Here is a 14,064-nt window from a genome sequence, read left to right as displayed (position 1 = left end):
GTATGAAACTATCGAGAAAAGCACTATCAAGGCTACACGAAAATGATGCATTGCAGCTGCCTTTAAACAGTTGCTTCGATCTGCCGGAAAAAGTGCTGCAGTTTGGTACAGGGGTGTTACTGAGAGGTTTGCCCGATGCTTTCATTGATAAAGCCAATCAGGAGGGCCGTTTCAACGGAAGGATTGTAGTGGTGAAATCGACCGGCAAAGGTAGTACCTCTGCTTTTGATGAGCAGGATAACCTATACACGCAGTGTATACGGGGTATTGACGGTGGCCGCAAGGTAGCTGTTAATATCATCAACGCCTCTATCAGCAGGGTATTGAATGCTGCTTCTCAATGGGAACAGATCCTGGCATGTGCAGCGAACCCGCAGATGCAGGTGGTTATTTCCAATACGACTGAAGTAGGAATTATATATGTGGAGGAAAGTATCCATGCCGCACCACCAACTTCTTTCCCCGCCAAGCTGCTGGCTTTTCTGCATCGGCGCTATCTCCATTTCAACGGAGATGAAAGGAAGGGCATGGTGATCATTCCTACGGAGCTGATACCGGATAATGGCAGCCGGCTGAAAGAAATCCTGTTGCAGTTATGCGTCTTCAATGAACTGGATACTGCTTTTACGGACTGGCTGCATAATAGCAACGACTTTTGTAATTCACTGGTAGACTGTATTGTGCCGGGGGCTTCAGATCTCACCTTGGCATATGAAGATGACCTGATGATCATGACAGAGGTGTACCGGCTATGGGCGATTGAAACCAGCAGTGAAAGGGTGAAGCAGGTATTGTCTTTCCATGAAGTAGATGCTGGCGTGGTATTGTCACCGGACATCAACCTATTCAGGGAACTAAAGTTGCGGCTGCTCAACGGTGCCCATACGCTTAGCTGCGGACTGGCTTTCCTGGCTGGTTTGGATACAGTGAAAACCGCTATGAACCACGAGTCCATGGCTGCGTATATAGAAGCCCTGATGATGCAGGAAATTATTCCTGCGATAACGGACCAGCATATACGTCATGATGCCGCAATCCGTTTTGCCGGGGCTGTACTGGACCGTTTCCGTAATCCTTACATAGACCATCGCTGGTTGAGTATATGCAGCCAGTATACGTCTAAATTGAAGATGCGGGTATTGCCGGTATTGTTACATTATTACGAACGTACCGCACAGGTACCGGCATTGATTTCACTGGGCTTTGCAGCACACCTGCTGTTTATGCGCGGAGACACTACTTATAGCATCTCCGATGAATACGCCGGCTGGTACCAGGAACAATGGCAATTACATTCACCGGAAACAGTTGTGAAAAATACGCTCGGCAACAAAGCGGTCTGGGGCCATGATCTCACCACTATTCCCGGTTTTGAACAACTGGTGACGGTGATGCTGAAGGCATTACTTGCCGAAGGACCAGCTACCTATCTGGACCGCATTGCAGCAGAAATAACGATATCATAGATTTTTTAAGAAAACAGGTATGAAGCAGAAAGTATTAAAGGTGCATCCGCATGACAATGTGTTGGTAGCGCTACAGGATCTGGATAAGGATGATACGGTAGAGTATAACGGTGCCGTATATACGATGCAGGAAAGGATCCCTGCCAAACATAAATTTGCCGCCAGTTCTTTTGATAAAGGAGATGCCCTGATCATGTATGGGGTACTGGTAGGGCGTGCGCAGACGGCCATTACCGCAGGCAGCAGGATAGCGGTGGAAAATGTACACCACGCTGCCAACGGATATACACTGGCTGCACAGCGGAGAACAGCATGGCAGGCGCCTGATATCTCCCGATGGCAGCAGAAAACATTCATGGGATATCACCGGCGGGATGGTAGTGTAGGTACGGCTAATTACTGGCTGGTAATACCATTGGTATTTTGTGAAAACAGGAATATAGAAGTATTGAGAGAAGCCCTGTTAACAGAACTGGGTTACAGTCGTCCGGCGAAATACGCTGCCTTTACACGCTCCCTGGTGGCGCAACAACAAGCCGGTGCGGATGCAGCGGGTATCCTGGAAACAGTATATACAGAGCAGGACGGCAGCCAGGAAAATGCCCGTCTTTTTGAAAATGTGGATGGCATCAAATTCCTGACCCATGATGGTGGCTGTGGTGGCATCCGGCAGGATGCACAAACACTTTGTGGTTTGTTGGCAGGATATATTACACATGCTAACGTTGCCGGTGCTACGGTATTGAGTCTGGGTTGCCAGAATGCACAAATCAGCATGCTACAGGAGGAAATTAACAAACGCGATCCGGCGTTTTCGAAACCACTTTATATATTGGATCAGCAACAAACCGGTGCAGAAAGTCTGTTGATCACACAAGCTATCCGTCAGACTTTCGCAGGACTAATGGTGGCCAATCAATGTACGCGACGACCGGCTCTATTAAGCAAGCTTTGTATAGGACTGGAGTGCGGCGGCTCCGATGGATTCTCCGGCATCTCCGCTAATCCCGCCATCGGTTATACTTCTGATTTGCTGGTAGCTTTAGGCGGTTCCGTTGTGCTGGCCGAATTTCCGGAGTTATGTGGGGTAGAGCAGGAGATGAGCGATCGTTGCTGTCATGTGGAAGATGCATCCCGCTTTATTCAGCTCATGCGCACATACCAGCAACGCGCAGAAGAAGCAGGCTCCGGATTTGATATGAATCCATCTCCCGGAAATATTAAAGATGGCCTCATTACAGATGCCATTAAATCTGCAGGCGCCGCTAAAAAAGGTGGTACCTCACCAGTAGTAGCAGTATTGGATTATCCGGAAAAAGTACAACAGGCAGGGCTCAATTTACTATGCACACCGGGTAATGATGTGGAGTCCACCACCGCGGAAGTAGGCAGCGGCGCCAATATAGTATTGTTTACAACAGGACTGGGAACGCCCACCGGGAACCCGATTGCACCAGTAATTAAACTGTCGAGCAACACAAAGTTGTATCAGCGTATGCAGGATATCATCGATATTAATACCGGTACTATTATAGATGGAGAGGAAAGCATTACCGCAGCGGGAGAACGTATACTCGATTACGTTATACAGGCGGCCAGCGGAACCATTACCGCAAAATCCGTGATAAACGGTCAGGATGATTTTATTCCCTGGAAAAGAGGAGTGTCATTGTAATGCTTAAAACATATTATTGATGAGGAAAAAGTTCATGGATGAAAATTTTCTCCTGAATAGCGATGCTGCGGAAAAATTATATCATCATTACGCCAAGGATATGCCGGTGATTGACTACCATTGTCACCTGCCACCCTCGCAGATTGCGGCAGATACACGTTTTCAGAATATCACACAGGCATGGTTATACGGAGATCACTATAAATGGCGTGCCATGCGGACCAATGGTGTGCCGGAAAGCTATTGTACCGGTAATAATACCGACTGGGAGAAGTTCGAAAAATGGGCTGCCACGGTGCCACAAACGTTGCGCAATCCCCTGTATCACTGGACACACCTGGAGTTACAGCGTTACTTCGGTATTTCAGAAATACTGAATCCCGCATCCGCGGCACATATTTATGACACCTGTAATCAACTGTTGCAAACACCGGAATACAGTGTGCGTAACCTTTTAAGAAGCAGGAATGTGGCACTGATCTGTACCACCGATGATCCGGCTGATGACCTGCAATACCACCGGCAAATAAAACAGGACGGCTTTGAAATACCCGTGATCCCGGCTTTCCGGCCGGATCAGGCCATGAATGCAGATGATCCGGAGGTATACAATGCCTACCTGCAAAAACTGGAACAGGCAGGCAACTGCAACATCCATACATATGATGATTTGCTGCAGGTGTTAAAAGACCGGCATGATTTCTTTGCTGCTCATGGCTGTAAAGTATCTGATCATGGCATCGAGGAAATATATGCGGAGGATTTTACAGAGACAGGCATCAGGCAGATCTTTCTGAAAATACGTGCCCGCAGAGCGTTGACATTGGCAGAAATAAGGCAGTTTAAATCTGCGCTGCTGTTAGAACTGGCTATTATGGACTGGGAAACAGGGTGGGTGCAGCAATACCATCTGGGTGCATTACGGAATAATAATTCCCGCATGATGCGCCTGCTGGGCCCCGATACTGGCTGGGACTCTATTGGTGATTTTTCGCAGGCGCGTGCGTTGGCAAAATTTCTCGACAGATTGGATAGCCAGGATAAGCTCACAAAGACGATCATCTATAACCTGAATCCGGCAGATAATGAACTCATGGCCACCATGACCGGCAACTTCAATGATGGTTCCATAGCCGGCAAAGTACAATTTGGCGCCGCCTGGTGGTTCCTGGATCAGAAGGAAGGCATGACCAGGCAACTGAATGCCTTGTCGAACATGGGCCTCATTTCCCGCTTTGTAGGTATGCTGACAGATTCCCGCAGCTTTCTCTCTTATCCACGCCACGAATATTTCCGGCGCCTGCTCTGTGACCTCTTCGGAGAAGAAATAGAACGCGGCGAAATGCCGGATGACATAGAAGAGGTAGGGGCGATCATACAGAATATCTGCTATGGTAATGCGAAATCGTATTTCGGCTGGTGAGTAAAGGGGGGCGCCTGCGACAGCGGCCGAAGGCCTTCCCCTTCGACAAAAAAATATTTTTTCGAACCCTGCTGACATAGGGTTGTCACACCCCCTTGTTTTCTTTGTACTGTAAACAAATAAAAATACAGTTTTATGGAAAACAACACATTAACGGCAACTGCACCTGCAACTCAAGTAATTCTGAATCCACAGCAACTCCTGGCGCACTGGCAGGGACACCGGGATCTGACCCGCAGGTTGATTGAGAAATATCCGGCTGATAAGCTGTTTACTTACAGTGTAGGTGGAATGCGTCCTTTGTCCGTACTAGCGATGGAAGTATTGGGCATTGCTTCTGCCGGCGTGCATGGCTTTGCTACTGATGGCGACTGGAAAACCATGGACGAATTGCTGGAGCATACCGGTTTAACCAAGCCAACCACCAAAGAAGGGTTATTACAGTTATGGGATGTGGTAACAGAGCAGATCAACGAATACTGGCCTAAAATAGCCACGCAGGATTTTCAAAGACAAATGAAGGCGTTTGGCCAGTATGACGGCACCGTGATCAGTCTCCTTTTGTATTTTATTGATAATGAAATTCATCACCGCGGACAAGCATATGTATATCTCCGCACCCTGGATATTGAACCACCGTTTTTCTGGGACAGACACTAGTCTTATCTCGCTGCATTAAACTTCTCCCGGTATTCAGAAGGTGTCATTCCCACGGTTTTGCGGAAGACCTTTCTGAATGCTTTGGGGTCGTTATAACCTGAATTGAAGATTACCTCCATCATTTGCTGTCCGGTTTGTTCGAGCAATTTTTTGGCGGCTTCAATACGGGTGAGCTGCAGGTATTCAATAGGTGTTACACCGGTTACCTGTTTAAATCGTCTGACAATATTTCTGCGGCTGGAAGGAATGTCTTTGATCATTTCCTCGATGGTACCAACGTCCTGATAGCTGGTTTCAATTTTTTGCTGGGCAGAGGCCACCAGGTCGTCGTGATGATTACGGGTAGGCTGGAAGGTACTGAAATAGGATTGTTTGTCCCTGCCCATATCAATGGCAAATATTTTGGCTGTTCTCACTGCGATCTCGATGCCACAATGTATTTCCAGCAAATGTAATAACAGGTGGAAGGTAGATGTAGCACCACCACTGGTGTAGATGCCGGAATCGTGGGTAACGGTTTTATCTGATAGCAGGTTTACCGCCGGGAATGCTGCCGTAAAATCTTTGCAGGCATCTACATGTGTAGTCGCAATTTTTCCATCCAGTAAACCGGATGCGCCCAGTAAAAATGCGCCTGTACAGAAGCTGGCTAATTCTGCACCGCTTTTATATTGTTGTTTTAACCATGGCAGATATTCCCTGTTGGCAACAATAGACTGTTTCAGGTCATCTGTAGTAAAAGAAGGGATGAGCACCAGGTTAAAAGTAGTGGCAACACCTATTTCTTCTGAAAGATAATCGGGGAAAGCGGCTGCCAGATGTACGGTATCTGCGGTGTAAACAAGACTGATGATAAATGGTGTTGATTGCCCGTTTTTATGGTAAATCTTATTGACGGTTTCGAGCACATCTGTAATCGCCGCAAGGCTTAGTAGCTTGTAGTGGCGCATAAGCAGGATCCCTATCTTGATCATATGGTTTTCAGTTTTGAATTAACTACTCAAACATAACGTTTTTGTCGCAAATACCCCCTAAGATTGGCTTTATCAGCATCTTTCATTCAGGGGATTATCTGCTATCTTACAAGGAGTTTGAATACCAAAAATAAAAATAATATGGAAACTGCAAGCAACAGGATGCTGGGCATTCTTTCACTGTTTGATCTGCAAACAGGTCTTTACCCTAAGGCACTGTTTGGATTATCTGATTCAGATGCGCACAAGCGTCTGGACACAGCTGCTAATCACGTGGCCTGGCTCGCTGGTAGCCTGGTTCAACAACGATTTGATCTGGCTGGCTTTTTTAAGGTGGATATAAAATCATCCTCCGATAACCTGTTTAAGCAAAATCAGGGCATAAAGGATGATGTTACCTACCCATCACTGGATGTATATCAGAAGGATTGGGAAAAAATTACCCCCATATTAAGGGCCGCCCTGGTGAAAGCAACAGATGAACAACTGGATAGTATGCTGAGTTTTCCGGAAATGAAAATGTCTTTTCCACTATGGGAAATGGTAACGTTCTCCATTTACAGGGAAGCAAACTGTATAGGTCAAATCGCTTTGTGGCGGCGACTATTGGGGTATCCCGGTATTAACTATATGTAATTTAAATTTTTTACAGAATGGTAGAAGTTTTTGTAACAAACGTTAAAAGGGTAGCTGCTGCGAAAGAAATTGTAGCGCTGCTGTTAGAGAATTTCCCGGATAGTAAAATAAATTTTGACCTGGAAGATCGTGATAAAGTGTTGAGGGTAGAAGGAGACAATTTCCAGCCGGGAAAAGTAATGATGCTGGTAAATGAAACCGGTTTTCATTGCCAGGTAATGGAAGGTTAAGTATCCGGCTCTACAGCGCCGGATACTTTTTTTATTTAGTAACAATAGTTTTACCGTTTTTCATTTCATAGGCATCTGCCAGTCCCCGGAAGATGCCGGTGGCATCACCCCAATGACTCAAATAGCACATCGTTTTCTTTATGCTACACATCCGGTATCATTTGCCTCCGCAATTTCATCATATCCTACTGCTCTGGAAATTAAGATAGCACCGGCGTTAATAGGCGCCTGTAAAGAATAACTGCCATCCGGTTGTGTAACCGTGCCTTTAACACAAAAACAAAGTTGACTACAACCCTTGCCATTACCTCCAGCTGGATTAACCGCTTTCGAAACTATTTTAACCATGTAGTTATAGTTATATGTTAATAAAGGTGAAATCAGTTTGAATATCTGAGATATCCCTTAATTTCAATGTATGAAAGCGCAGTTTATTGAAGTGGGAACACCCGCTACGAAGACGATTCATATTAAAAAAATCAGCACCGATTATCTGCAATCTCCGTTTCATTTCCACGAGTTATGTGAGTTGGTATGGATACAGGAAAGTCATGGGCAAAGGATTGTAGGAGATCATATTGATCATTTCTTACCTGGTGACCTGGTGCTGATGGGACCTAATCTGCCGCATATCTGGCTGAATGATGCCACCTTCCAGGAGACGCCGGTAAAGGGAAGCGTGAAGTCAATAGTGGTCTACTTTCCGGCTAACTTCCTACAGCAGCTGTCGGAAGAAGAAGAAATTATTGCGCCTGTAAAGCGTTTGGTAGAAAGAGCGGAGCGGGGCGTGCGTTTCAAAGGGAATACACAACGGGAAGTGGTAAAGCTGCTCGCCGGGATCACCCGGCGTAAAGGGCTGGGTAAACTGCTGGACTTTATGAAGATACTGGAGCTGCTTACCGACTCCGCGGAATTTGAATACCTGAGCAGTATGCAGTTCGAAAATTCCTTTCAGCCCAAAGACACGGCCCGTATTAACGTGGTATACCAGTACCTGATGAATAATTTTTCGGGAGATATTTCCCTGCAGGAAGTAGCTGCATTGGCGAATATGACGCCACCTGCTTTCTGCCGTTATTTTAAGAAACATACGGGTAAGTCGCTGACCCGTTTTATCAATGAAATAAGAATAGGTCATGCCTGTAAACTTTTACTGGAAGACAATCTTAGCATAGGAGAGATCTGCTATGAAAGTGGTTATCAGAATCTCACCAACTTTAATAAATTCTTCCGGAGCATTAAAGGAGAGAACCCCAGCCAGTACCGCAAATCTATGAGAGCATCTACAGGGAAAGAGTAGTCGTTTCGAAATTTTATTAATATCAAAAAAGATATTTGAAGCTATTTTGGGTTAAAAAAGTTGTGATGTTGATTAAATTAGTTGGATGATCCCGGGTAAAGGAGAAATATCTTTGAGTCATTTAAAGGTAACCTGAATAGCCATGGATAAATGGAAAAATGACGATGAGCTTTTTTCACTGATAAAGGCGGAACTGTTTACCGCAGTAGTTGGTGATGTAATGGATAAAATTGGTCTGCTACGGCAGTTTTTACCACCACAGATCCAACCGCTGGACGCCGCTATGGTGGTAGTTGGACGGGCAATGCCGGTACTGGAAGCGGATATGATTTCCGGAGAACAGAGTGTGCATAATGCAGTATTGCAACAACCCTTTGGATTGATGTTGCAGGCACTCGATGACCTGAAAAAAAATGAAGTATACATTTGCTCCGGTTCATCGCCTACCTATGCTTTATGGGGAGAACTGATGAGTATCCGCGCTATGAAGCTGGGTGCTGCCGGTGCCGTTGTAAACGGCTATTCCCGCGATACACGGGGCATCTTACAATTACAATTTCCTGTATTTTCTTACGGTCGTTACGCGCAGGATCAGGGTCCGCGCGGGAAAGTAATGGATTTCCGGGTGCCCATTGAAATGAATGGCGTTATTATACGTCCGGGTGATATCGTGGTGGGGGATTTAGACGGCGTTTGTATTGTACCGCAGGACGCCGCCACGGAAGTGTTCCGTCTGGCACTGGAAAAAGCGCGGGGAGAAAAAACGGTGCAGAACAGGATAGAAAATGGGATGTCTGCCACTGCGGCTTTTGCGAAGTATGGTATTATGTGAATGTTTAAAAACAAAACAGTGATAAAGAAAGGTGTTCTATTTGGATCCTGGTTATTGTTAAGTCTGTCGGCGTGGGCACAAACTGAGGTGGCTAAATTTGAGATACCCCGGTTGTCGCCACGACCCACTACCGTAAAAGGAGTAACGGCGCCGTTGTTATCGCTCAATGGAAACTGGTCGTTTTCAAACGGCGTAGCAGGTACTGCTGCACCCATAGCAGTGCCCGGAGAGTGGGTGATGCAGGGATTTCAGTTGAATGAAGGTGATACAGCGATATACCGAAGGAATTTTCAGGTGCCGGCCGACTGGCAGGGTAACCGTGTCATGATCCGGTTTGATGGCATCAGCTCCTGGGGGAGAGTATTGGTAAACGGGAAAGTAATCACAGCACACGAAGGGGGCTTTGTTCCTTTTGAAGCAGATATTACGGACGCTCTGCAAGCTGGTGACAACCGGCTGGAAGTACAGGTACAGGCACTAACGGTATCGGATAAACTGGGATGCGTTTCGCAGTATGCAGTGCACACTGTGGGAGGCATCTTACGAAAAGCTACTTTATTTGTGTTGCCTGTTGCGAATATAAAAAGACTGGATATCACTACCCGCCTGAGCAAAGATTATACGAATGGTACCCTGGATATGGATATGCAGACCACCACTGCCAATGGGAATATGCACTATCGCTTAACGGATGCCAGCGGTAAAACGGTACTGGAGAAAACACTGGCGCTATATCAGCCGCAGAAATTACCAGTTGGCCGTATACAAATATGGAACCCTGAAAGTCCCTACCTGTATACTTTACAGGCAAGCCTTATCCGGGATGGGCAGGTGCTGGAAACTGTTACGCAAAAAGTAGGTTTCCGCGAAGTAAAAGTAAGCGGTAGTCTTTTACTGGTAAATGGTAAACCCGTGAAACTGCATGGCGTAAACCGTCATGACGTACATCCTTTACTGGGCCGTAGTATCACGCCGGAATTATCGCGGCAGGATGCAGAACTGTTTAAGAAAGGTAACTGCAATTATATCCGTACTTCTCACTATCCGCCATCAGAAGAGTTCCTGGCAGCAGCGGATGAAGTGGGTCTTTTTGTGGAAAGTGAATCTGCTATCTGCTGGATACAACACGGAGCTTCGCCGATATGGAAATTATGGAATTATAAAGATGAAAAATACCTGCCTTATTTTATCAGGGCAAACGTAGAAAAAGTAAATGCACAACGGAATCACCCCAGTATTATCATCTGGTCACTGGCCAATGAATCACTTTGGAGTCCTTTGTTTGTGCAGGTAAATGCCATTGTAAAAGCGATAGATCCAACACGGCCTACTACTTTTCATGATCAGTGCTGGGGCGGATTTAACAATGCACATAGTCAGGCCGATATCGCCGTATATCATTATCCGGGTATCAACGGTGCGGCAGCAACAGACACGATGAAGCGCCCGGTATTATTCGGGGAATACGCACACGTTTCCTGCTATAACCGCCGCGAACTGCTGACAGATCCGGGCATCAGAGCCGCTTATGGTGCGCCGCTGGCCAGGATGTACGACTCTATGTATCATCATCCCAATTGTTTGGGTGGTGCTATCTGGGCGGGCATAGATGATATCTTTCACCTGCCGGATGGTCGCATCGTGGGCTATGGTCCCTGGGGGCCGGTAGATGCATGGAGAAGAGAAAAGCCGGAGTTTTACGGGATGCGAAAAGCTTACGCTCCGGTAGTGGTGACGAACATGCAGGCGCCGGTGGTAATGGGGAAACAATTGTTTTTGAATGTAGAGAACCGCTTTGATTTCACCACGCTGACAGCTGCCAATATACATTGCAGCATAGATGGACAAGCCGTAAAAATAACTGCCAACATTGTTCCGCATAGCGCAGGTGTATTGCAGGTGCCGGTGAGTGCTTCTTCCGGAGTGGTAGATTTTTCTTTTACAGATCCTGCCGGTAAAGTAGTCAATGAAGAACGGATAGCGCTGCAAGCTTTACCGGTGGCGCCTGCAACGGCACCCTTGAAGTTAAGCTACACACAAAACGAGCAGGCGTATACGATTCAACAGGGAGACCATACCTTTGAAATCAGCCGGTTAACAGGTATGATCGTATCCGCTAAAAAGGGGGATCATACTATTTTGTCACAGGGGCCGGTATGGAGTGTGGTGCCGATGAACAGTGAAGATGGTGGTAAGCCCAATGTAGCTGGAGAAACGTATCAGAATAATATCTACCCACTGAAAAATTATCCGCTGTATACCCTCTTTGCTACTTCCTTGGAAATAGCAGCGAGCGACAGCGGGATTGTTGTCAAAGAAGCCGTTACGTATACAGCTGCAAAAGGAACGATCCGGTATCATTTCCGGCCGGATAACAAAGTAAGCATGACCTACGAAATGCAGTACCGGGGTGAAGATTCCCTGCCACGGCAGTATGGAATGCTGTTACAGTTGCCGGCCACTTTTGATCACCTGAGCTGGACACGTAAAGGAAGTTTTTCTGTTTATCCGGCAGATGATATTGCCCGTAATGAAGGGAGTGCTACTTTGCAGGCGCAGCATATCAATGGCGTAGAGCCCTGGGGAAAAGTACCAGCAGGTAAATGGAAAGATGATGCCAACGAAATGGGCAGCAATGATTTTCGTTCTACCAAACGTCATATCCTCCTGGCTTCCCTGAAAGATACGGCAGGTAGCGGGATTACCATTGTATCGGATGGGCATCAGTCGGCCCGCAGCTGGCTGCAGGATGCACACCTGCAATTGCTCATTGCTGACTACAGCAATAACGGGTCTGAACCTTTTTATGGCTCGCCGTTCACAGATAAGCAACATAAACTGCCATCACTTGTTAAAGGTGAATTGGTATTTACAATAGATTAACTGATTAGTATCATGAAAATAACTGATGTTAAGGTATGGCTGGTAGAAGGGGTGAAGTATAACTGGACCCTGCTGAAAATTTACACAGATGAAGGTTATACCGGTGTGGGGGAAGCCACCAACTGGCCGGGTAGCCCCATTGTATATCATGCTGCCAAACATGTAGGGGAGCGCATCATCGGGATGGACCCTATGCGCACCGATTTTATCTGGACTAAACTTTACCGCGACCTGAACTGGATAGGTCCTTATGGTGCGAGTCTTTGTGCTATCAGCGGTATTGATATGGCCCTGCTGGATCTGAAAGCGAAAGTATTGGGTGTGCCTTGCTACGAATTGCTGGGCGGCGCTTTCCGCAAAGATATTTTGCTGTATGCCAATTACTGGTTTACAGGTGGTGCACATACCCCTGAAGATTATGCAGCACAGGCGTTGCAGGTAAAAGCAGCCGGTTTTACCGGGTTGAAATTTGACCCTTTCGCCCACGTCAATTATTTTTATGGAGAGGACTTATCTTCCAATCTGAACCTCAGCGTGGCACAGCAGGACCTGGCTTTCGATGTGAGCAAGGCCGTGCGTGATGCGGTAGGTCCGGAGTTCGATATCATGATAGAAACTCATGCTATGCTGAATTTCAGGGTAGCGGTGAAAATGGCGCAGCGACTGGCCGCATTGGATATTACCTGGTACGAAGAGCCGGTAGGTCCTGAAAGTGCGGATACGCTGAAAGCTGTAAGGGAGCGACTACCGGGCAATGTAGCCATTTGTGTGGGAGAGCGGCATTATACCCGTCATGGGATCCGGCAGGTGTTGGAGAAACAGCTATGCGATATTATTATGCCTGATATCACCCGCTGTGGTGGTCCTTCAGAGATGAAACGGATGGCCACCATGATGGAAGCATATAATGTATTGCTGGCGCCGCATAATCCTAACGGACCCTTATCTACTATCGCCAGCGCGCATGTATGTGCTTCGGTACCTAATTTCTTCCGGCAGGAGTTTATGTTTAATGATGTGCCCTGGAGAGATACGGTGATTGATCATCCTATCAAAGACATGATCAGTAACGGGCATCTGCATTTGTCAGATCGTCCGGGCCTGGGAGTAGACCTGGTAGAAGCAGAAATGGAAAAACATCCGGGCATTTTGCAACCCCGTCCCGGATTTTATGTTTAATAAATTATGGCACTACAAATATCATTAGCCGGAAAGGTAGTCCTGGTATCCGGTGTAACCTCCGGAATAGGGAAGGGCATTGCACAGATGATGGGCGTTGCCGGTGCGAAGGTGGCAGGCTGTGGGTTGGAAGCAGCTGATAGTCCTGCTGCCCGGACTTTCCTCAGCGACCTGCAGGCAGCAGGTGCAGATGGTATGTACACACAGGCAGATGTAACCGATGCTACACAACAGGCCAGCTGGATAGCCAATGTATTAGCTGCCTGGGGGCACCTGGATATACTCGTGTCCAATGCCGGCGCCAATTTCTTTGAAGGTGCAGCCAACTGCACAGAAGACAAGTGGCAGCAAAATATGGAATTGAACCTGTCGGCGCACTGGCGGTTATGTAAACTTTGCCGCCCTTACCTGGAAGTGGGCGGACAGGGCGTCATTATCATTATCAGCTCTAATCACGCCAATGCTACGTTGCCGGGATGCTTCCCTTATAATGTCACCAAAACGGCGTTAACGGGGCTGGTAAGGGCGCTGGCGATTGAATGGGGGCCGACTGTAAGAGTAGTAGGACTGGCGCCTGGATTTATAGATACGCCGGGCAATCAGCAATGGTTTGCTTCTTTCCCGGATCCGGCGGCTGAGCGGACGCGGACCGAACAACTGCATCCGGTGAAACGGATTGGTACGCCTGAAGAAGCCGGCGCCTGGTGCGTTTTCCTGGCAGGGGAGTACGGTGGTTTTGCGGCGGGAACTACGTACTTGCTCGACGGTGGAAGATCAGCGTTGTTGCAGGATGTGATGTGATCATC

General features: G+C 47.2%; 13 protein-coding genes. 11 read left to right on the top strand and 2 right to left on the bottom strand.

All coding sequences use genetic code 11. From position 1 onward, the window contains the following. The first annotated feature begins 2 nt into the window (after nt 1-2). The 4 genes from AC1DCV_RS17090 to AC1DCV_RS17075 all read left to right on the top strand — a co-directional run bounded on the left by AC1DCV_RS17090 (nt 3) and on the right by AC1DCV_RS17075 (nt 5,224). Nucleotides 3-1,466: a tagaturonate reductase gene (locus AC1DCV_RS17090; RefSeq protein WP_477024270.1), complete on the top strand. Its 1,464-nt coding sequence runs from the start codon at nt 3-5 to the stop codon at nt 1,464-1,466. A 19-nt stretch (nt 1,467-1,485) separates the two neighbouring features. Beyond that, nucleotides 1,486-3,141, top strand: a complete 1,656-nt coding sequence (locus AC1DCV_RS17085; RefSeq protein ID WP_477024269.1) for a UxaA family hydrolase — start codon at nt 1,486-1,488, stop codon at nt 3,139-3,141. Nucleotides 3,142-3,160: 19 nt separating this feature from the next. Beyond that, complete coding sequence (uxaC, locus tag AC1DCV_RS17080; protein ID WP_477024268.1) at nt 3,161-4,564, top strand: glucuronate isomerase; 1,404 nt, start codon at nt 3,161-3,163, stop codon at nt 4,562-4,564. 135 nt (nt 4,565-4,699) lie between these two features. Then, on the top strand, nt 4,700-5,224 hold the full coding sequence (locus AC1DCV_RS17075; protein ID WP_477024267.1) for a DinB family protein: 525 nt from the start codon (nt 4,700-4,702) through the stop codon (nt 5,222-5,224). A 2-nt stretch (nt 5,225-5,226) separates the two neighbouring features. On the opposite strand, the gene AC1DCV_RS17070 is transcribed toward AC1DCV_RS17075, so the two are convergent. Further along, entirely contained in the window at nt 5,227-6,198 is a 972-nt protein-coding gene (locus AC1DCV_RS17070; protein WP_477024266.1) for a GlxA family transcriptional regulator, read from the bottom strand. A 141-nt stretch (nt 6,199-6,339) separates the two neighbouring features. Between AC1DCV_RS17070 and AC1DCV_RS17065 the strand changes: the two genes are divergently transcribed. Continuing rightward, nucleotides 6,340-6,834: a DinB family protein gene (locus AC1DCV_RS17065; protein WP_477024265.1), complete on the top strand. Its 495-nt coding sequence runs from the start codon at nt 6,340-6,342 to the stop codon at nt 6,832-6,834. A 17-nt stretch (nt 6,835-6,851) separates the two neighbouring features. Beyond that, nucleotides 6,852-7,064, top strand: a complete 213-nt coding sequence (locus AC1DCV_RS17060) for a hypothetical protein (protein ID WP_441576086.1) — start codon at nt 6,852-6,854, stop codon at nt 7,062-7,064. A gap of 138 nt (nt 7,065-7,202) precedes the next feature. Here the strand turns inward: AC1DCV_RS17060 and AC1DCV_RS17055 are convergent, their stop codons facing one another. Further along, nucleotides 7,203-7,412, bottom strand: coding sequence for a hypothetical protein (locus AC1DCV_RS17055; RefSeq protein WP_477024264.1), 210 nt, complete (start codon nt 7,410-7,412; stop codon nt 7,203-7,205). Between the two features lie 70 nt (nt 7,413-7,482). On the opposite strand from AC1DCV_RS17055, the gene AC1DCV_RS17050 reads away from it, so the two are divergent. The 5 genes from AC1DCV_RS17050 (at nt 7,483) to AC1DCV_RS17030 (ending at nt 14,059) form a co-directional block, all read left to right on the top strand. Beyond that, complete coding sequence (locus tag AC1DCV_RS17050) at nt 7,483-8,364, top strand: AraC family transcriptional regulator (protein WP_477024263.1); 882 nt, start codon at nt 7,483-7,485, stop codon at nt 8,362-8,364. A 142-nt stretch (nt 8,365-8,506) separates the two neighbouring features. After that, nucleotides 8,507-9,196 carry an RraA family protein gene (locus AC1DCV_RS17045; RefSeq protein ID WP_477024262.1) on the top strand — a complete coding sequence of 230 codons (690 nt, stop codon included), beginning with the start codon at nt 8,507-8,509 and terminating at the stop codon, nt 9,194-9,196. Nucleotides 9,197-9,214: 18 nt separating this feature from the next. After that, on the top strand, nt 9,215-12,079 hold the full coding sequence (locus tag AC1DCV_RS17040) for a glycoside hydrolase family 2 TIM barrel-domain containing protein (RefSeq protein WP_477024261.1): 2,865 nt from the start codon (nt 9,215-9,217) through the stop codon (nt 12,077-12,079). A 12-nt stretch (nt 12,080-12,091) separates the two neighbouring features. Further along, nucleotides 12,092-13,258, top strand: a complete 1,167-nt coding sequence (locus AC1DCV_RS17035) for a mandelate racemase/muconate lactonizing enzyme family protein (protein WP_441576092.1) — start codon at nt 12,092-12,094, stop codon at nt 13,256-13,258. A 6-nt stretch (nt 13,259-13,264) separates the two neighbouring features. Beyond that, nucleotides 13,265-14,059, top strand: coding sequence for an SDR family oxidoreductase (locus tag AC1DCV_RS17030; protein ID WP_477024260.1), 795 nt, complete (start codon nt 13,265-13,267; stop codon nt 14,057-14,059). Nucleotides 14,060-14,064: the final 5 nt, after the last annotated feature.

The sequence above is a fragment of the Chitinophaga sp. 10T418 genome, from assembly GCF_056394125.1.
The sequence above is the reverse complement of the archived record's forward strand: the minus strand, read 5'-3'. Positions and strand labels throughout refer to the sequence as shown.